Here is an 18,947-nt window from a genome sequence, read left to right as displayed (position 1 = left end):
CCCTACTCGTTCAGCCAGAAATAGGCCAGTCCGTCGCCGGGGTGCGCCGCCATGTGCGCCAAGGCGTTTCGTACGTACGGCACTACCGGTTCGGGTAGCGCGTTCGGCGGAAAGAATCCCAGGTCGTCGCATTTGTCGCGCTCCAGGTTCACGGCTCGCTGGTCCGGGGGCAGGGTCGCGGTGAAGAACACGTCGAAGCGTTCCTGGCGGTCGGTGTCGCGCTTGTGTTGCAGCAGCGCGTATTCCAGATCGCCCGGTTTCAGCCGCACCGAGGTCTCCTCCGCCAGTTCGCGCACCGCCGCGTCGTGCAGTTGCTCACCGAACTCCACGTGCCCGGCCGGCACCGTCCAGCATCCGTCCGCGTAGCCGGTGTTCGCGCGTCGCAGCATGGCGATGGCTCCGTCCGCGCGGGCCAGCACCACATGGACCGCGACGTGATAGCTCGCATGCGTCACCGCTCGTCTCCGTTCTCCCCTAGGCAACCGTCCCGGAACACCGACAACCCTTTCAGACCGAGCGAGCGCGCCCGGTCGAACAGCGCCGCGACATCGTCGACCGTGGCCTCGGCGGGCAGGTTGATGGTCTTCGAGGCGGCATCGTCGGCGAATCCGGAGAACGCGGCATGGATGCGCAGATGGGTGTCCGGGGTGAGCTGCCGCGCGCACGCCAGCAGATGCGATTCCCCGATCCCCGGCAGCTGCCCGGCGGAATCCAGGCTTTCGACGCCGATGCCGTGCCGGCGCACCTCCGGCGGCACCGTGTTCTCGAACCGGCTCGCGACGCCGGTCTGCCCGAGCAGCGAGAAATGCGGTTCGTAGGAACGCGAGACGCCGAGCATCTCCGCCACCACCCCGGTCGGCGGAAACGCCACCGCACTGGCATTCCGAATACCGTGCCGCACAATGCATTCCTCGAGCTCCCGCCAATCCGCGGGCCGGACCGCACCGGCCCGCAGCGCCCGTTTGCGCCCCACCCAGGCGCGATCGGTCCAGCGGGAGGTGTGAAAGGCGGGGAAAGGCCCGCGTTCCGCCGCCAGCCGCTGACTTTCCCGATGACAGCCGTAGGTCAGGAATTCCGCCAGCCGCCGGGCCGTGCGCACACTGCGCGAATACGGGATGCCGAGCATGAGCAGACTGGTGTGGAATCCGCAGAAACCCACGCCCACACGCCGTTTGGCGAGCACCACGTCCTCGGCGTCGTGCGCCGCGATATCCACCGCGTTGTCGGCGGTGCGCAGGCACAGCGCGATACTGTGCTTCAGCTTGAGCCAGTCGTAATCGTCCTCTCCGACATGCGCGGCCAGATTGATCGAGACGAATACGCACCGCTCCCCCTCCGCCAGGAACACCTCGGCGCACGGTGCGGTGGAGCGGATTTCGTATTCGGGCGTCGGATTGTCCGCCTCGGCGGCGCGCTGGAACAGCACACCGGGTTCGCCATTGGCGTGCGCCGCCGCCGCGAGCACCGGGCGCAGGCGCTCCCATTCCAGGTCGCCGCCCGAGACCCGCAGCGAGATATTGGCGACCCAATCACCGAAATCCGCACCGCTTTTCACGGTCGCGAACTCGACGCTGCGCGGATGCCGGGAATCGCAGGTCAGCATGAGCGCCGGTGGCCGCGACCGCCGGGCCCGCAGCTCCCGGTTCAAGCGCGCGGTCGCCGCGTTGATCAGGCGCGCGCCCCGCGCCGGATCGTCGAAGTCGGACAGGTCCACCCCGCAGCCGAGCCCGCGCCGCGATCCGGCCTCGATCAGCACGACCGCGCGCGCGAGCCGGTCGGCATCGGTCGGGCCCGCCACCGGCAGCACCGTGCAGGAGGCGGCGGTCCCCTGCCCGCCGAGCGCGGCCAGCAGTTGGCTGGCGGGCGCGATGCCGCCGGTGGCCAGCGCATGCCGCAGTGCCTCCCGATATCCGCAATCCGCACCGTATTTCGCGTCGGCGGCGGCGATCCGCTCCACGAACACCCGGTGCGCGTCCGCGATCGTCGACGCATCGCCGATCACCCCTCGTTGCCGCGCGATCCGGTCCGCGGCCCCGCCGGGCGCGAAATCCGGTGCGTACCGCCCACCGGCACAGGTCTCTTCCCGCAACATCATGTCGATCCCCCCTGGTTCGATCCGGTTTCGATCCAGCGACCGGGACCATCCCCTCCCCCGTCCCGGCCGCCCGTCCTGCCGCATCGATGGTGCGGGCGCGGGGCATCGGGCAACCAGCCTGCTTCCATCCGCGAAATACCGCTTGACCAGCGTTATAGCCTGGTGCTATGGCGCGTTCGGGCGTTCCACCGGTGCAGGCACGATCGCTTTCCGACATCGCGGAATCGAACCTGTTGTCGATGGCGGACCTGGCGTTCCTATCGCAGGTTCCGGTGAGCACGCTCTCGCGGCTGTGGCAGGACGAGTCCTGGCTGGACCGGGTGTCGGGGCCGACCCTGCAACTGCTGCTCGGGACGCTGCCGGGCCTGGCCGAGCACCTTGCGCGCCGCGGCTGCGCGGCACGGCTGGAGGACGCGGTGCGCAAGTGCCGGGACGCGGGGCTGGAATTGCGCCCGGGCGCAATGGCCCGATTTCTCGCGGATGTCCGGTTGATTCCGCATCTGGCGACGGCCTTGTCGGCGGCGGCCGGGGTGGCGCGGCTGGATCCCCGGGAAGCGACGGCCTATCTGGCCCGATGCTGGGGCAGCAGACAGGATCTCGCGCTGGACGCGGCGTTCTCGGCCGGGCCGGACCGGCTGCTGGCCGATCCGGCGGGGCTGCTGGCGCAAGCGCGAGATCTGGTCGGCCGGGTGGAGGTGAGCGGCAATGCGCTGCATCCGACGGTGGCGTACGGGATTCTGGTCCACAAGATCGCCAAGGCGACGGGGACGCCACCGGTGCTGCATCGGCCGGACACGCCGGAGCGGCACTCGGCGTTCGCCTATCGCAGCGGGGTCATCGGGGTACTGCTGCACACCGACGATCTCGAGACCTCCATCGCGTATCAGCGTGCGCTGGAGAAGAATCCGCTGCTGCGGCGCAACGAGCTGTGGTCGCTGTCCAGCTATTGCGCCGATATCCAGCAGACTCCCCAGTTCACCGTCACGATGACGCGGGGACTGCGCCGGACGGCGGGCGAGGTCATCCGGGATGTGGGTCTGCGCAATGAAACCTATCTGCATTACCTGGTGAACACGGCGATACCGGTTCTACTGGAACGAGATCCGGCGTTCGGCGGGCAGCAGGCCGAACTGCGCCGGAGCCTGCACGAACGACTGACCGCCGGCATTTCCGCGCCGATCGTGCGGACGGCGGCGGCGCAACTGATCCGCAAGACCCGCTGAATGCCCAGAGGAGCGAATGTGCTTGGTGACGAACGCGTTTCGACCGCGTATGCGCGGAATGCCGAATTCTGGATCGATATCGTCCGGGACCGGCTGGATCCGTATCAGACCCAGCTCACCGATCCGGCATTGCTCGCGGCGGTGGGCGACTGCACCGGATTGGACGTGCTGGACGCCGGATGCGGGGAGGGGTATCTCACCCGGGAGCTGGTGCGGCGTGGGGCCGGGCGGGTGCACGGGGTGGACACCTGTGCCGAATTCGTCACGGCCGCAAGCACACATCCGGAGCACACGGCCGACATCGCGACCTTCCATCATGCCGATGTCGCCGAGCTACCACTGCCGGACCGCAGTATCGACCTGGTCATCGCCAATCGCCTGCCCAATGGAATCACCGATCCGCAGGGGCGTTTTCGCGAGTTCGCCCGGGTGCTGCGGCCCGACGGCCGCCTGCTCACCCTGGGCATGCATCCCTGTTTCTATGCCGCCCGCGCCGAACGCGACTCCACGACAGCGCAATTCGCTATCGACGACTACTTCGGCACTCGGACGGTGGAACAGCGATTCCAGGTCGCGGGCCGCACTTCCCCCGCAGCGTCCGTCCAGAGCTTCTTCTCCCTCGAAGCCTCCACAGCCATGATCACCGAGGCGGGATTCGCCATCACCGCACTGCGGGAACCCCGGCCCACCGCCGAGCAACGCCGCGAAAACCCGTGGTGGGATCAGCATTTCCAGCGTCCACTGTTCCTGCTGCTCGAAGCCCGGCCCTGGCCTCGGCCGTGACGACGAAAAGTGGGAGGTGGCCGATGCCGCCTCCCACTTTCCTGCCTCGTGACTCGAGCGCCTTCCTGCGATCCGCTCAGGCCGCGAGTGCGAGCTGCCGTTCCGCCCGGGCGGCCGGCCAGCGGCGGTGCTCGGCATCGATCACGTACACGTGGGTGTGCTCGTACAGCCCCTCACCCACCAGCTCCGCATCCGCCAGCCGCTCCGGAGCGATGCTGCCCGCCGCGTGCACGTGGGTCAGCTCGGCCGGGTCGTAGGCGGGCCAGACCCGCAGCGCCACCACGATTCCCGCGCCCGCCAGCACCGTGAGCGTCACCCAGGTGGCGGTGAAGCCCGCAGCGGTGGTCAGCCAGCCCGCGATCGGGTAGGTGACCAGCCAGGCCAGGTGCGACAGCGAGAACTGCGCCGCGAACAGGGCCGGGCGATCGGCGGCCTGCGAGGAACGCCGCAGCACCTGACCGGTCGGGGTGAGAATGGCCGCGGTGCCCGCGCCGACGGTGGCCCACACCGCGACGGCGGCGATCCAGCGCCAGTCCCCGGCGGTGGCCAGCGACAGCGCGATACCCGAGGCGAGCCCGGTCACCAGCGTGGCCGCACCGGTCAGCATGACCGGCCGCGCGCCGACCCGATCCAGTACCCGGGGCAGCGTCAGCGCGATGACCATGGTGCCGAAACCGTTGGCGGCCAGCAGCATCGCCACCCCGGACTGGGTGCCGCCGAGGGTGTCGCGAACGTAGTTGACGGTATTGACCATGATCACCGAACCGGCGGCGGCGACCACCAGGTTCAGGCCCAGCAGCCCGCGCAGACGCGGCGTGGCGGCGAAGATGCGCATACCCACCGCGATGCGTTCGCGGAAGCTGTCCTGCGCGGCGGCGGTGGCGTCCGGGATGCGGGTGCTCACCACCAGCAGCGCCGAGATCACGAAACCGATGGCGGTACCGACGAACAGCCAGTGGAAGCTGATCACGGCCAGCGCGGCGGCGGCCAGCATCGGGCTCAGCAGGGTCTCCATGGTGGCGGCCAGCTGGGCGGCCGACAACGCCCGGGTGTAGTCCCGCTCCTGCGGCAGGATGTCCGGAATCACCGCCTGATAGGTGGGAGTGAAAGCGGCCGAGGCGGTTTGCAGCACGGCGATCAGCACGTAGATCTGCCAGACCTGGTCGATGAACGGCAGCGCCAGCACCACCGCGGCGCGAATCGCGTTGAGCGACACCAGGAACAGCCGGCGCGGGAAGCGATCGGCGTAGGCGCCGACGATGGGCGCGACGGTCACGTACACCAGCATCTTGATGGTCAGCGCGGTGCCGAGCACCGCCGCCGCGTTCCCGCCGGCCAATTCGTAGGCGAGCAGGCCGAGGGCGACGGTGGTCAGGCCGGTGCCGAAGAGGGCGGACACCTGGGCGGCGAACAGGCGCAGGTAGTCGCGGTTGGTGAAGAGTGAGGAGATCATCGGAAAGTCCTGTGGCTAGGGCTCGGTGGAAGGTTCCACTTCGCTCGTCGAGCTGATGACGGGGTCCGCGTGGTCCGCGCAACAGCTACAGGTCGTTCCGGTCACGGCAACGGTGATGGCGCTCATCGCAAGTCCCTTCTCGGTGCCGCTCGATCGGCAACACCGGGGAACCATACCCCCAGGGGGTATATTCCGCAAGGTGGCGCGACGGCGGGATTCAGCGCTGTGGCGGTTCCCACTCCAGCACCGGGGCCAGGCCGTCGAGCAGCGCCTTGGCCGGGGTCAGGCGCACGATCAGGTCGCGCAGCGCGGCCGCCGGCGGGAAACTCCAGTGCGCCACCGCGCCGATGCGATGCGAGCGGGCCGCGATCTGCCGGGTCCGGGGCCGGCGCTGCTTGTCGTAGGCCGCCAGCGCCGCGCCGATTCCCGCATGGGTGTCGAGCAGCGCGGCTAGGGTCACGGCATCCTCGAGGGCCTGGTTCGCGCCCTGGCCCATATTCGGCGTCATGGCGTGAGCCGCATCGCCGAGCAGGGCCACCCGGGTGGAGACGAAGGTGTCGAGGGCGGGGAGTTCGAAGATGTCGTGCCGCAGGATCGCGTCCTCCTCGGCGGCGGCGAGCAGTTCCGGGATGGGTTCATGCCAGTCGCCGAATCGCCGCTTCAGCTCGGCCAGTTCGCCATCGGGGCCAGTTTGACCGGCCGGTACGCTCGCCACCCCGAACAGGTACACCCGGCCATCGGGCAACGGCCCCAATCCGATTCGCTCGCCGCGCCCCCAGGTCTCCCCGCCCGCCGTCAGGGGCCGCTCCGGCCGCACCACCACCCGCCAGGTGGTGTATCCGGCGTACTTCGGCTGCACCTCGCCCCAGATCGCGCGGCGCACGGTGCTGCGAATCCCGTCCGCGCCCACCACCAGGTCCGCGCGCGAAACCCCGTGCGAATGCACCACTTCCACCTGCTCCCCCACCACCCGGACGTCCTTCACCTCGGTGTCCAGGTGCAGCAGATCGGCGTCCACCGCATCGCGCATGATCTCCAGCAGCTCGGCGCGATGCACCACCACCAGCGGCCCGAATCGCCGCGTCAATTCCTCGGTGTCGGTCCGCGACAGCCAGCGCCCGGACACATCGCGAATCCCGGCCTGGGTGTCGGCCATGGCGCGCTCACGCACCGCGTCGCCGAGGCCCAGCTCGTCGAGGGCGCGAATACCGTTGGGCCACAGTGAGAGTCCCGCGCCGACCTCGCCGAAGGCCTTCGCCTTCTCCAGCACCTCGACAGCCCAGCCGCTCCGGGTCAGCGCCCGCGCGGCCGCCAGCCCGCCGATGCCGCCACCGACCACGATCGCTTTCCGCGCCATAACCCACTCCGATCTCGTGCCTGCGCAATTGCGAGCACGATATTTTCCGGGCGGTGACGGCAGGTATCGGATGAATGCCTGAAGTTGCGTGCCTTATGCGAGGGTCAGGGTGCGGGCCTGCTGATAGGGGCAGTGGGCGGCTTCGAAGGCGGCGGCGGTGGCCCGGACGCGGTCCGGATCGTGATCGTGAAGCGCTGCGGCCCGGTCGACGATGGCGGCGGCGATCGGGTTGCCGGACACCGCGGTTCGCGCCGTCTCCAGGTACTCGGGCGCCTCGGGATCACCGGCCAGGATGGCGGCTTCGGCGCGCAGGGCCAGGTACCAGTGGCTCCAGACCCACAGGGTGCGTTCGTCCAGATCGGCGGGGTCGGTGGCCAGTTCGGCGAGCGCTTCGGCGGGGCGGTCGTGGTGCAGCAGGACCAGGGCGTTGAAGACGGCGTTGTAGGCGGCCTTGTGGTCGGGGGTGACGCCCAGGGCGTCGACGATCGCGAGCCAGTCCTTGCGGGCTTGATCGTCGCCGCTCAGGCCGTGCGTGAGGGCCACCGCGGCGGCGGCCGTGGCGAGGTTGGGGGCGTGCGGGCGGCCGGTGAGCGTCCACGCGTCGAGGAAACGCTCACTGGCGGTGCGGACTTCGTCGGCATTACCGGCCAGGGCGTCGGCGACGAGCAGGCGGGAGGTGGCGAAATCGCCGCGTTCGGCCAGCAGGGGGAAGTCGCGGAGCCGGGTGGCCCAACGGCGGGCATTCTCCAGATCGCCGGTGCCGATGGCTGTTTCGGCGGCTTCGGCCAGGGCGCTGACCAGTTCGAGGGCGATGGCGGGGCTGGCCGGAGCCGCGTCGAGGAGTTCGACTCGGCGGCGGATGGTTTCGGTGGTGGCGAACGCGCCGCCGGTCCAGATCTGGGCGGCCGCGAGGGCGTCGAGGGCGGCGCTGCGCGCCAGCGGGTCACCGGTGCGATCGGCGAGGTCCACCGCTCGCTGGGCGCGCGCAATGGCCTGGTGCGCAGCGGTTTCCGGCTCCAGGGCATCGGCATCGGCGGTGTTGGACTCGACGCCGCATTCGGCCAGGGCGACGGCGGCCAGCGCGGCCGGGTCGTCACCGGCGAGTGCGCGGGCTTCCTCCAGCAGCGCGGCGGCCTCACCGAACGGGGGCGGGGTGGAGAAGGCATCGGACATGCGATACACGGTGATGGCGGCCGTGGCGAGATCGCTTGCGGCCCTTGCCTTTCGATCAGCGCCGCGCGCGACGTCGGCGGCGGCGCGATACAGGCGGTACATGTCCTCGCCGCGCATATGGCAGCCCGCGACCTCGGCGGCGCGGCGCAGCGCGCCGGCGGCCGCGTCCGGGTCGTCGGTGAGCGTGGCCGCCTGCTCGAAGCGGGTCTGGGACTCGCTGACGAGATTTCGCCCGAATAGCAAGTGCGCCAAGGACATCGCCAGCTCGTGTGCCGCCGCGCGATGCCCGGGCTCGGAGGCCGCCCACGCCAGGGCGGCCCGGATATCGTCGGCGGCCGCATCGAATCCGGCGCGCCACTCCCCGGCGTCGGAGGTGGCAGAGCGCTTTCCGGCGGCGGGAAGTTCCCGTTCCAGCTTCGCGGCGGTCGCGGTGCACCAATGCAGATGCCGGACAAGCACTTCGGTGAGTTCACCGTTGACGCCGAGCTGCTCGCGCGCGTACTGCCGCACCGCCTCCAGCGCCCGATAGCGGGTGCCGCGCACGGAAGGCGTCACGGTCAGCAGGCTCTGTTCGACCAGCCCCGCCAGCCCGAGCGCCACCGCACCGGCATCCAGCGGCGCGTAACCGGCCAGCGCCGCGGCATCGGCGGCGGTGAACGGGGCCACGAATACCGAGATGCGTTGCAGCAGAGTGCGATCGGCGGGCGTCAGCAGCGCCTGACTCCAGTCCAGCATGGCGCGCACCGATTGATGCCGTTCGTCGGCCCGGCGACCGCCGACCAGCAGGCGCAGTGGATCGGCCAGGCTCGCGCCGAGGCCGTCCAGGCCCAGGGTGGGCAGCCGGGCGGCGGCGAGTTCGATGGCCAGCGCCAGTCCGTCGAGCCGCTGGCACACCTCGCTGACCTGATCCAGCTGCTTCGCGTCCACCGGCCAGCCGAGCGCGGCGGCCCGGTCCTGGAACAGGGCGATGGCATCGGCGGCATCGTCGCCGAGGGACATCGGCGGCACGGTGTAGACCTGTTCGAACGGCACCATGAGCCGGGCGCGGCTGGTGGCCAGCACGGTCACCCGCGGGCAGCGCGCCAGCAGGCGTTCGATGAACGGGGCCACGCCATCGCGGAGATGTTCGCAGTTGTCGAGCACGAGCAGCACGTGCCGGTCGGCGAGCGCGGTCAGCACGGCATCGTCGAGGCTGCGGCCCGGCTGCTCCCCCAGTCCGAGCGCCCGGGCCACCGCCGCGCCCGCCATCTCCGGATCGGTGACCGGCACCAGGTCCACGAACCAGGCGCCGTCGGCGAATTCGCCCGCCAGGTCGGCGGCCACCGCCAGCGCCAGCCGCGTCTTGCCCACCCCGCCCGGACCCAAAGCCGTGACGTGCCGGTTCTTCTCGACGGCCGCCCGCAGCGCCGCCCGCTCGGCCGCGCGCCCGACGAACGAGGTCAGCGGTGACGGCAGCACGGCCGTCGTCTCGGTCGCCGGCGCGTCGCCGGTGAGTTCACCGGCGCGTTCGGCGAGCGCGCGCCGATCCGGCACCCCCACCTTGCGCAGCAGCGACGACACATGCGTCTCCACCGTCCGCACCGAGATGAACAGCTGCGCCGCTATCTCGGCATTACTGCGGTGTTGCCCCACCAGGGTGAGAACTTCCGCCTCCCGGCCCGAGATTCCGGCGGCGACCTTCTGCTTCGACACGCCCCCATTCTCACGCACGGAACCGGAAAGCCCGATACGTACCGATTACGTGGTGGGTTCCGTGGTCAGCACGGATGTCCGGGCCCCGGCCCCGGCCATACCGTAATTCCCATAGCAACAACGCATCCCGAACCACCGGAACCGAAGGAGGGGCCGTGACCGCCAAGGGCATCAAGACGGTGCTGCATCCCGTATCCGACCTGGCCGCAGCCAAGACCATGTACACCGCCCTGTTCGGCTTCCCGCCCCAGGTGGACGGCACTTACTACGTCGGTTTCGAACTCGACGGCCAGCACATCGGCCTGGTCCCCGGCGGCGGCCCGCAGGGCATGACCTCGCCGGTCACCTACTGGCAGGTCACCGACCTCGAATCCACCCTCGACGAGATCATCACCGCCGGCGCCACCCTCGCCGAACCCATCCGCGAGGTCGGCGGCGGCCGCCGCGTGGCCACCGTCACCGACCCCGCCGGCAATGTCATCGGCCTGCTGCAAGACCGCTGACCCCCATCCCCGCCAATCCCCGAGGAGGCACCCCAAATGAGCACCACCACCAAAACCACCGTCGGCTTCTCCGCCGAAGAGCGCGCCGCTATGAAGGCCCACGCCGCCGAGCTCAAGACCGCCGCCCGCCGCGGCGCCAAGGCCACCAAAGCGGACGGCGAAGCCGACGTCATCGCCAAGATCGCCGAAATGTCCCCCGCCGACCGCGCCCTCGCCGAACGCATCCACGCCATCGTCAAATCCGCCGCCCCCACCCTCACCCCCAAACTCTGGTACGGCATGCCCTCCTACGCCCGCGACGGCAAGGTCGTCTGCTTCTTCCAGTCCGCCGAAAAGTTCAAGGCCCGCTACGCCACCCTCGGCTTCAACGACACCGCTCACCTCGACGAAGGCACCCTGTGGCCCACCGCCTTCGCCCTCACTCACCTCACCCCCGCCGACGAATCCCGCATCGCCGCCCTCATCGAGAAGGCCGCGGGCTGAGCCCCACCCGCCTGATTCGAACCGGTCCGGGTGATCCCAACGCCGCGATCACCCACCGCGAAAGGTCTCCCACCCGCAACGCCGCGCCCACGGAGCCCCCTTCGAACCAGCCCCTTCGGCAGTCGCGGATTCGTTCGGCAATGATTGGCCCAAGCCACCAGAACGAACCGCAAGCGAGCCGCCAATGCCTGACACCTGGGTCCAATCCGCCGGAGGCCCTTTCCTCGTCGCTCCGGAATCCGAACTCCAGCATTGGGCCGGCGTCGAGGACACGGACGGCCCGGTGGAAACCTGGGGCCGCGGAGCGCAATCCGGGTCCGACGAGGATTTCGCGGCCGTGGCGCGACGGGTATTGCGGGACATCCCATGGCATCCCGACGAAGATCTGGTCTGGGAAGTGCCAGGACCGCTCGTCCTCTTCGACTCCGCCTGGCCGGGAACCGACATCGAGCCCGGCAATCAACTGCGGATCGACCTCCAGCCAGGGAAATACCGCGTACGGGCCACCTCACGACACGAGCCGGACGATTGGCTGATTCTGGTTCAGCTACAACCGATCCTCGACGAGCAGAGCGACAGCGCCGATGGGTGATTCACTGCCGGAGGATACGAACGCGGCAACCCGGTTGTGCATTCGCTTTCCAGTCGTTGACGAAGCACTCTCACGGCTACACGCCGATGCGTTCGGGGAAGGCTACGAGCTCATTCCGTGGGCAGCGCGGCTGGAACGGCACAGTAGATCGTGGGTGGGGGCGTTCGACGGTGAGGTGATCGTCGGCTTTGTTCATGCGGTGTGGGACGGCGGACGCCATGCCTTTCTGCTCGACACGATGGTCGCTGCCGATCACCGGCATCAAGGCATCGGGACCAGGCTGGTGGCCGCTCTCGCGGATGATCTCCGGGAGCTCGGAACCGATTGGCTCCATGTCGATTACGAACCGCATCTGGACAGCTTCTATCGCGATGGTTGCGGATTCGGCATGACGGCGGCCGGATTGTTGCGGCTCAGCTGAATCGGAGGCTGGGTGACTTCAGGCGGGTGGCAGCAGATCGCTTTCGCTGACCGTGTAGGTCAGGGTGGGGTAGGTGAAGTCTGTTTCGTTGTTCTCGCGTCGTCGTAGCTGGTAGAACTCGCGCTGCTGGTCTTCGTCGGCTGCGGTGAGGCGTACGCCCTGGGGGAGGTGGGGGTGGCCGTCGCGGAAGTGGATGAGTGTCTTCGAGGTTCGGAAGGTCACGCCCAGCCATTCGTTCTCTACCGCGCGGGCCTCGAGCACGATCTTGTGTTTGAGGCGTCGGTTTGCGTCGATAGAGAACACGACGAAACCGTTATGGACGAGCGGGATTTCGGATTGCTCGCCGGATGTTTTCGATTCGACGATCAATTTCCGCGACGGGGCGGGTTCGGGGTTTCGGTAGCAGGAGAAGACCGCGATGAACGATTCGTCGGCCAGGTCGAGGGCTTGGTCCGAATGGCTGCCCATGGTGGCGTAGGCGTTCGTGTAGCTCTCGATGAGTGCGTTGTTGAAGCTGGTCGAAAGCCCTGCCTGGGCTTGAATCGACTGTGCCAGGCGGTCGTGGACCGGATGGAAGTGTTGCGCCGGGTTCGTATATCGCGCGGTGGTTCGCACCAGCGGTACGCCGCCGGTGGCGGCATCGACCTTGGTCAGAATGGCGCCGCGGCGGCCTTTTCCTGCGTCTTCGAGTACGGCTGACGCAGAGAGTTCCGTGAAGAGATCCTCCTCGGTCGGCCATTCGTAGGAGGCGATCTCGTCGCCGATTCTAGGTGCGGGGCGCAACATAGTCTCCCGTGTTCATGCTGAACAGAAACTGGTCCCCGTAGTCGATGAACGACGAGGTCTGGTTCTCCTGTGCGTAGAGTCTGCGCAATTCGTCCATGCCCTCCGGAGTGGGCGGCTCCAACGGAACCAGGTCGCCGGCCTTGTCGAGGTACGTCTGCCCGTACTTGTGTACGGCTTCGGTCTTCGAGCAGCGCACCACGTATCCCAGGCGGGTCGGGAGTAGTTCGGCGTCCAGCATCGAAGGCCGGATCTCGTGCGTGTACAGGCGATTGGTCGACAGCGGCATGAAGAAGACGGAGCCCGGATACAGCGTCAAGCTGAACTGGGCGGGGAGCGAGCCTCTTTCGCTCTCCTTCACCGAATCCTTGAGGCGGAACCGAAGTTTGGTCAGCCCGCTGACTCCCTTCACGCCATAGTCGAAAACGTCATCTTCCAGCGGCTGCAGCTTGTCGAGCCCGTCGTAGAACGTGCAGAAAGCCATGATGCCGTTGACGGGCATGTCCTTGGTCTTGTCGGCATGCGAGGAGATCTTGGCCTTCGATTGCTTCCGCTCAGCCGTGGCCAGAGTGTTGTGATAAACCTGCGCGAGCACATGATTGAGCGCCGCATGACCCCGAAAGATCGCGTCGGCTTCACGATTCAAGGCTTCGACGATGCTCGTGTCGGTCGCCCGGAAGTTCTCGGTCGGTCCCGAAAGGTTCGTGGAGCACCGAAGCAGACGAAACCGCAGCTCATCCCGATCGCGGGTGACAGGCGTCAGGTAAATCCCGCTGCGATGCGCCGACCCCGGTTTGGTGGATTCGGTCAGCGATTGAAACTCGTGCTCCGCACGTATCCGCCCGAAGTGATCGTCCGCGAGATCGAAAAACCGACGGTAGAACACTCCGACATCGTGAACCCGAAAAGGCACCCGCCCCGCACCCGAGGCAAGCGTCTCCGCCGTGCCCGACGAGTCGAAGAAGTCCCCGAAGTCGTTGTCGCCCAGCACCGCGGGCACAACCACGTCTTCAACGCAGGTTTCAGTTGCATCCAACGCCCGCCCCCTAACTCCCGACCTCTGACCATACCCACCCGCTACGACGTCCTCGCGAGGAAAGTTGATCTACCCGACCACGGTTCATGCTAGGACAGAACCCATGATGCGAAGCATGCTCAGGTTTGCGGCAGTATCAGCCCTGCCGGTCATCGCGTTGGGAACGTCAGCCGCCCCAGCGTCCGCGGACACCTCGTCCTTCGACCCCGTACACATCGACGCCGGACCGGGCTGCGTCGGCACGGTCAGTGCGTCGGCGTCCCCGCAGCAGGGCCAGCAGGGCGGCGACCACGCGACCTTCTTCGACAGCTCGGTGCAGGTCAGAGTGGGCTTCAAAGCCGACGCCGACAGCACCCCATCCGGTTCGACATCCCCCTCCCCCACCGCCGGCACCGACTGCTCGATCCCCGCCACAGTCACCGTCACCAATCTCGACACCGGCATCACCGCGACCGACACCCAATCCACCCACTACGACAGCCATTACGGCTGGAACGCCGCCTGGTTCCACTTCCCCGGCTCCGGCCGAGTGAGCATCCAGGTCAGCACGAACCCCACTCCCACCGAACTGATCGTCGACGTACCCGCCCCACGCTGACCCACCCTGAAGCGAAGGCGCCAGCCAAGTTCCCGGTCAGGAGACCCACGCCCGCCTTCGCCACAGCCGCCCCCGCAACCTTCATCGCCGACAACGACCACCTAGCAGCCCGCTACACCCTCCACGTCACCAAGATCGTCGCCCCACACGGCCACGATAAATGGATCCGCCGAGTACGCGGCTGATCAGAGTGCGAGTTCGGTGAGGAGTTCGCGGATGTGGGTTTCTATCTGATCGCGGATGGTGCGGACGGCGTCGATGCCCTGGCCGGCGGGGTCGTCGAGTTTCCAGTCGCGGTAGGAGACTCCGGGGAAGTAGGGGCAGGTGTCGCCGCAGCCCATGGTGATCACGACTGTGGAGGTTTCGACGGTGTCGGGGGTGAGGATTTTCGGGGTTTGGGCGGTGATGTCGATGCCGAGTTCGGCCATTGCCTGGACCGCGACGGGGTTGATGGCGTCGGCGGGGGCAGTGCCGGCGGAGCGGACTTCGACGCGGTCGCCGGCTAGGTGGGTGAGGAAGCCGTGGGCCATTTGGGAGCGTCCGGCGTTGTGGACGCAGACGAACAACACGCTGGGGCGGACCGATGTCATTGCGGCAGGGGGCCTTTCAGCGGGTCGGGGTGTGGGAGGACGATGTCGTCGGGTGACGTGGCGGGGTGGAAGACCGCGGCCGCGCCCAGTCCCAGCAGTGCGCCCAGGAGTTGGGCGGCGATGAACCCGGGTGCGGAGGTGGGGGCGATGCCGGCGAAGGTGTCGGTGAAGATCCGCCCGATCGTGACGGCGGGGTTGGCGAAGGATGTGCTGCTGGTGAACCAGTAGGCCGCGCCGATCCAAGCCGCGACTGCGAAGGGCGCCAGGGCGGTGCGACCGGTGCGCGCCAGGGTGAAGATGAGTGCGATAAGTCCTGCGGTGGCGACGATTTCGCCGATCAGGTGCCCGGTCGTGATGCGGTGATGGGTGGAGATCTGCGCGGCCGCAGTGTCGAACATGATGTTGGCCAGGACCGCTCCGAGGACCGCGCCCAGGGTTTGGGCGGCACTGTAGGCCGCCGTCTCGGTGCCGGTCAGGCCCGTACCGGTGCGGCGTCCGGCGAGCCAATCCGCCAGGGAGACAGCGGGATTGAAGTGCGCTCCGGAGACCGGCCCGAAGACCAGGATCAGGACCGCGAGGCCGAGGACGGTCGCGGTGGAGTTCTGCAGCAGCTGCAAGCCGGTGTCGTTCGGCGACAGCTGCTGGGCGGCGATGCCGGACCCGACCACCACCGCGACCAGCAGGGCGGTTCCGACCGCTTCGGCGGCCAGTCGGCGCGCCAACGGTGGCGTACCCATCGCGCTCATGCCGAGGCGGGGACGGTCAGCCCGGCCGGGGCGAGGATATCGGAAAGACGTTGCAGCGCAGCGGGAACAACCCGGTAGTACACCCAGGTCGCGCGCCGCTGGGAGATCAACAGCCCGGCCTCGCGCAACACCTTCAGATGGTGAGAGATCGTCGGCTGCGACAGATCGAACGCGGGCGTGAGCTCACAGACACAGACCTCTTCCCCGCCTGCGGCAGCGATCATCGACAACAGCCGCAGCCGCACCGGATCCCCGAGCGCCTTGAACGCCGCCGCCAGATCAACCGCGGCCTCGGCATCAAGAGGCGTTGCGAGGGTGGTGGTGCAGCAGTCGGTGGAGGCGATCACCGGCAGTTCCTGTTTCGACACTCATCGATATTGACAGATATCGAATCAGCGCGCCAGACTGTATATCGACAATTGTCAATACAGACCGATCAGCCGGCCCCGGGCGGCCTCCAAGAGGAGTGATTCCCATGCCAGAAGCCGACGCCCTGCGCGAGACAGTGCGCGACCGATACGCGGCGGCCGCCATCGCGGTCACCGACAGCAAAACCGCCGAAGACTGCTGCGGCACCACCTGCTGCGGGACCGGAGAAGTCGACATCGACCAGAACTTCGGCGCCGGCCTCTACGCCTCCGCCGACCGCGACGCACTACCCATCCAGGCCGTCGCCGCCTCCCTCGGCTGCGGCAACCCCACCGCCGTCGCCGACCTTCGCACGGGCGAAACCGTCCTCGACCTCGGCTCCGGCGGCGGCATCGACGTCCTGCTCTCCGCCCGCCGAGTCGGCCCCACCGGCAAGGCATTCGGACTCGACATGACCGACGAAATGCTCGCCCTCGCCCGAGCCAACGCCACCAAAGCCGAGGCCACCAACGTCGAGTTCATCAAAGGCACCATCGAATCAATCCCCCTCCCGGACAACACCATCGACGTAGTGATCTCCAACTGCGTAATCAACCTGTCCACCGACAAGCCCGCAGTATTCGCCGAAATCGCCCGCGTCCTCGCCCCCGGCGGCCGAATCGGCATCGCCGACGTCCTCGCCGACGACACCCTCTCCCCCACCGCCCGAGCCGAACGCGGCGACTACGTCGGCTGCATAGCAGGCGCACTCTCCTTCACCGAATACCGAACCCTCCTGCAATCAGCCGGATTCGAACAAATCGAGATCACCCCCACCCACCCCGTAGCCGACGGCATGCACTCCGCAATCATCAAAGCCGTCCACCCCACCGACCGCCCCTGCTGCGGAACAGACTGCTGCTCGTAGCCCCAGCACACTCCCGCAACCGTTGCAGCCCTTTCAAACTCCGCGCCGGATCGACCGAGTCGCATTGCGCTGATAGAGACTCGTCGGCCAGCGAGTGTCCGGCGGGTCTGCGACATGCTCGAAATCGGCTTCCTCGTAATACCGGCGCAGGCGGGGGTTATCGCTCGACGTCGCCAGTCGGACGTATCGGCGATGATCGGCTACGGCTCGGTCGGTGATCCAGTCCAAGATGCGGTGGCCGAGGCCTGCGCCTGCTGCTTGGCGGGCGACGGCCAGTCGAGAGATGTAGTAGGCGGAAGTGCTGTCCGTTTTCCAGAATTCGGTGTTGGTGTCTGCGACTACGACGGTGGCGACTGGGTTGTTCGCGTCGAACACCAATAGCGCTTCCCTGCTCACGATTTGATGCCGCACCGAACTCGTGGGAAACCGTTGTGGCCACTGGTCGATGCCCCGGCTTCGCAACCAGCCCGCAGCCTCCGCCAGCAAGTCGAGGATGATTTCCGCCTCGTCGGGTTGTGCGGGTCGGATGGTGAGTTCGCCGATAGGTGTTTCCCGGTGGATGACCGCCACATAGGACACCGTAAATGTCGAACGTCCCGTGCGGGTGGGACATCACGGAGCATCGTGGTGTCCCCGGCCATCCGGGTCGATCGCGCTGGCCGGAGCGGTCGAGTACGGTTGTCTGGTTGCGAATGGTGCAGAGGCACAGAGCTGCTAGGGGCGTTCATGTCGGCGCTGGGACGACCGGGCTGGGTGCTGGGTGGCCGGTATCGGTTGATCGAGAAGCTGGGTAGTGGCGGGTTCGGGACCGTGTGGAAGGCGCGGGACGAGCGGTCGCGGGTGGATGTCGCGGTGAAGGAAGTGCTGTTGCCGCAGGCGGAGTCGGATGCGGAGCACGCCGAGCGGGTGGCGCGGGCCGAGCGCGAGGCTCGGAATGCGGTGCGGCTGCGGGATCATCCGAATATCGTGAGTGTGCTGGATGTGGTTACCGATGGCGGGACGCCGTGGATCGTGATGGATCTGGTGGCTGGGCGGTCGCTCAAGCAGCGGGTCGATGCCGAGGGGCCGGTGGGGGTGGCGGATGCCGGCGCTATCGCGGACGCGATGCTGCGGGCGCTGCGGGCCGCACACGATGCGGGGGTCGTGCACCGTGACGTGAAGCCGGGCAATATTCTGCTCGGCGCCGGCGGGGAAGTGCTGCTGACGGATTTCGGTACCGCCCGCCATCATTCCGATCACACGCTGACCGCCAAAGAGACCATCATCGGGTCGTTCGAGTACATGGCGCCGGAACGCATCGACGGCGACGACACCCCCGCGGGCGACCTGTATTCCCTCGGCGTCACCCTGTACCAGGCGGTGGAAGGCGTTTCGCCGTTTCGCCGCGACACCATCCAAGGAACCATGAAAGCGGTGATGTTCGCGGCCGCTCCCCCACCCGCACGCGCCGGCCAACTCGCCCGCCTCATCACCCGGCTGATGGATAAACAACCGGAACTACGCCCGTCCATCAGCGAAGCACTGCTACTACTCACCGAGCGCACGCCCCCCGCCCCCAAACAGCTGGTCCCCCCGACCAATTCGCGATCCCCCGAAAGCGGCCGCAAACGCGGCGAGGTCGGCCAGCTCCTGGCCCGCGCCCGCGAATACCAGCAGCGCGGCAACATCCGCGAAGCCGAACGCCTACTCCGCCAAGCCGCCTCTACCAACGATGCCCTCGCCATGTCCTTCCTGGCCCGACTACTCGAAAACCGTGGCGCCCGCACCGAAGCCGAACGCTGGTACCGCCGAGCCGCCGAAAGCGGCGAAACCCTCTCGATGCTCACCCTCGGCCACATGTGCCTGCAATCCGGCGACCTCAACCAAGCCGCCTACTGGTACCGCCGCTACGTAGACCACGGCCACGTCCTGGGCAAGGTCCACCTCGCAGCCGTCCATGAAGCCCGCGGCGAAACCGACCGAGCCGAACTCCTCTACCGCGAGGTAGAACAAGACAGCGACATGGTCGCCCTCAAAGCCCTCGGCGACCAATGGAAATCCCTCGGCCGCACCGACGCCGCCAAACGCGCCTACCGCAAGTCCGCCCAAGCCGGCTACGCCCCCGCCAAAGCGGCCCTGGAAAGCCTCCCCCGCTCATAACCCC

At 68.0% G+C, this 18,947-nt stretch carries 20 protein-coding genes; 9 read left to right on the top strand and 11 right to left on the bottom strand.

The window, feature by feature from the left end; translation table 11 throughout:
* Positions 1 to 2: 2 nt before the first annotated feature.
* Both NY1_RS18140 and NY1_RS18135 read right to left on the bottom strand, forming a co-directional pair.
* A complete protein-coding gene (locus NY1_RS18140) occupies positions 3 to 455 on the bottom strand; it encodes an NUDIX domain-containing protein (RefSeq protein WP_067714271.1) in 453 nt (150 codons plus the stop codon).
* Positions 452 to 2,095 carry a ribonucleotide reductase barrel domain-containing protein gene (locus NY1_RS18135; protein ID WP_067714268.1) on the bottom strand — a complete coding sequence of 548 codons (1,644 nt, stop codon included), beginning with the start codon at positions 2,093 to 2,095 and terminating at the stop codon, positions 452 to 454. The genes NY1_RS18140 and NY1_RS18135 overlap by 4 nt, the downstream gene beginning before the upstream one ends.
* 167 nt (positions 2,096 to 2,262) lie before the next feature.
* Between NY1_RS18135 and NY1_RS18130 the strand changes: the two genes are divergently transcribed.
* Both NY1_RS18130 and NY1_RS18125 read left to right on the top strand, forming a co-directional pair.
* Positions 2,263 to 3,318: a hypothetical protein gene (locus tag NY1_RS18130; RefSeq protein WP_067714265.1), complete on the top strand. Its 1,056-nt coding sequence runs from the start codon at positions 2,263 to 2,265 to the stop codon at positions 3,316 to 3,318.
* Between the two features lie 18 nt (positions 3,319 to 3,336).
* Positions 3,337 to 4,101, top strand: coding sequence for a class I SAM-dependent methyltransferase (locus NY1_RS18125; protein ID WP_169815367.1), 765 nt, complete (start codon positions 3,337 to 3,339; stop codon positions 4,099 to 4,101).
* Positions 4,102 to 4,177: 76 nt separating this feature from the next.
* Here the strand turns inward: NY1_RS18125 and NY1_RS18120 are convergent, their stop codons facing one another.
* The 3 genes from NY1_RS18120 to NY1_RS18110 all read right to left on the bottom strand — a co-directional run bounded on the left by NY1_RS18120 (position 4,178) and on the right by NY1_RS18110 (position 9,776).
* On the bottom strand, positions 4,178 to 5,554 hold the full coding sequence (locus tag NY1_RS18120; protein WP_067714259.1) for an MFS transporter: 1,377 nt from the start codon (positions 5,552 to 5,554) through the stop codon (positions 4,178 to 4,180).
* Between the two features lie 217 nt (positions 5,555 to 5,771).
* Complete coding sequence (locus NY1_RS18115; protein ID WP_067714256.1) at positions 5,772 to 6,911, bottom strand: FAD-dependent monooxygenase; 1,140 nt, start codon at positions 6,909 to 6,911, stop codon at positions 5,772 to 5,774.
* A gap of 93 nt (positions 6,912 to 7,004) precedes the next feature.
* Entirely contained in the window at positions 7,005 to 9,776 is a 2,772-nt protein-coding gene (locus NY1_RS18110; protein WP_067714253.1) for an ATP-binding protein, read from the bottom strand.
* 155 nt (positions 9,777 to 9,931) lie between these two features.
* On the opposite strand from NY1_RS18110, the gene NY1_RS18105 reads away from it, so the two are divergent.
* The 4 genes from NY1_RS18105 to NY1_RS18090 all read left to right on the top strand — a co-directional run bounded on the left by NY1_RS18105 (position 9,932) and on the right by NY1_RS18090 (position 11,775).
* Positions 9,932 to 10,279: a VOC family protein gene (locus tag NY1_RS18105; protein ID WP_067714250.1), complete on the top strand. Its 348-nt coding sequence runs from the start codon at positions 9,932 to 9,934 to the stop codon at positions 10,277 to 10,279.
* Positions 10,280 to 10,315: 36 nt separating this feature from the next.
* Positions 10,316 to 10,762, top strand: coding sequence for an iron chaperone (locus NY1_RS18100; RefSeq protein WP_067714248.1), 447 nt, complete (start codon positions 10,316 to 10,318; stop codon positions 10,760 to 10,762).
* Between the two features lie 184 nt (positions 10,763 to 10,946).
* Complete coding sequence (locus tag NY1_RS18095; protein ID WP_067714245.1) at positions 10,947 to 11,354, top strand: Imm21 family immunity protein; 408 nt, start codon at positions 10,947 to 10,949, stop codon at positions 11,352 to 11,354.
* Entirely contained in the window at positions 11,347 to 11,775 is a 429-nt protein-coding gene (locus tag NY1_RS18090; protein WP_067714242.1) for a GNAT family N-acetyltransferase, read from the top strand. The genes NY1_RS18095 and NY1_RS18090 overlap by 8 nt, the downstream gene beginning before the upstream one ends.
* 18 nt (positions 11,776 to 11,793) lie before the next feature.
* Here NY1_RS18090 and NY1_RS18085 read toward each other — a convergent pair whose 3' ends face one another.
* A complete protein-coding gene (locus NY1_RS18085) occupies positions 11,794 to 12,561 on the bottom strand; it encodes a hypothetical protein (RefSeq protein WP_067714240.1) in 768 nt (255 codons plus the stop codon).
* Complete coding sequence (locus NY1_RS18080; protein ID WP_067714238.1) at positions 12,542 to 13,594, bottom strand: hypothetical protein; 1,053 nt, start codon at positions 13,592 to 13,594, stop codon at positions 12,542 to 12,544. The genes NY1_RS18085 and NY1_RS18080 overlap by 20 nt, the downstream gene beginning before the upstream one ends.
* Positions 13,595 to 13,709: 115 nt before the next feature.
* Here NY1_RS18080 and NY1_RS45110 point away from each other — a divergent pair, with 115 nt between their 5' ends.
* On the top strand, positions 13,710 to 14,192 hold the full coding sequence (locus NY1_RS45110) for a hypothetical protein (protein WP_157762308.1): 483 nt from the start codon (positions 13,710 to 13,712) through the stop codon (positions 14,190 to 14,192).
* A gap of 185 nt (positions 14,193 to 14,377) precedes the next feature.
* Here the strand turns inward: NY1_RS45110 and NY1_RS18070 are convergent, their stop codons facing one another.
* Genes NY1_RS18070 through NY1_RS18060 form a run of 3 tightly spaced genes read right to left on the bottom strand, consistent with a single transcriptional unit; the run spans position 14,378 to position 15,896 of the window.
* Positions 14,378 to 14,782: an arsenate reductase ArsC gene (locus NY1_RS18070; RefSeq protein WP_067714229.1), complete on the bottom strand. Its 405-nt coding sequence runs from the start codon at positions 14,780 to 14,782 to the stop codon at positions 14,378 to 14,380.
* Positions 14,779 to 15,519 carry an aquaporin gene (locus tag NY1_RS18065; RefSeq protein WP_067714226.1) on the bottom strand — a complete coding sequence of 247 codons (741 nt, stop codon included), beginning with the start codon at positions 15,517 to 15,519 and terminating at the stop codon, positions 14,779 to 14,781. The genes NY1_RS18070 and NY1_RS18065 overlap by 4 nt, the downstream gene beginning before the upstream one ends.
* Positions 15,520 to 15,524: 5 nt before the next feature.
* Positions 15,525 to 15,896 carry an ArsR/SmtB family transcription factor gene (locus NY1_RS18060; RefSeq protein WP_067714223.1) on the bottom strand — a complete coding sequence of 124 codons (372 nt, stop codon included), beginning with the start codon at positions 15,894 to 15,896 and terminating at the stop codon, positions 15,525 to 15,527.
* A gap of 107 nt (positions 15,897 to 16,003) precedes the next feature.
* Here NY1_RS18060 and arsM point away from each other — a divergent pair, with 107 nt between their 5' ends.
* Positions 16,004 to 16,804, top strand: coding sequence for an arsenite methyltransferase (arsM, locus tag NY1_RS18055; protein ID WP_067714564.1), 801 nt, complete (start codon positions 16,004 to 16,006; stop codon positions 16,802 to 16,804).
* Positions 16,805 to 16,837: 33 nt separating this feature from the next.
* On the opposite strand, the gene NY1_RS18050 is transcribed toward arsM, so the two are convergent.
* On the bottom strand, positions 16,838 to 17,374 hold the full coding sequence (locus tag NY1_RS18050) for a GNAT family N-acetyltransferase (RefSeq protein WP_067714561.1): 537 nt from the start codon (positions 17,372 to 17,374) through the stop codon (positions 16,838 to 16,840).
* Between the two features lie 156 nt (positions 17,375 to 17,530).
* Between NY1_RS18050 and NY1_RS18045 the strand changes: the two genes are divergently transcribed.
* Complete coding sequence (locus NY1_RS18045; RefSeq protein ID WP_067714221.1) at positions 17,531 to 18,943, top strand: serine/threonine-protein kinase; 1,413 nt, start codon at positions 17,531 to 17,533, stop codon at positions 18,941 to 18,943.
* Positions 18,944 to 18,947: the final 4 nt, after the last annotated feature.

The sequence above is a fragment of the Nocardia yamanashiensis NBRC 100130 genome (assembly GCF_001613325.1).
Taxonomy (GTDB): Bacteria; Actinomycetota; Actinomycetes; order Mycobacteriales; family Mycobacteriaceae; genus Nocardia; species Nocardia yamanashiensis.
This window is presented reverse-complemented; position numbering and strand designations above follow the sequence as displayed.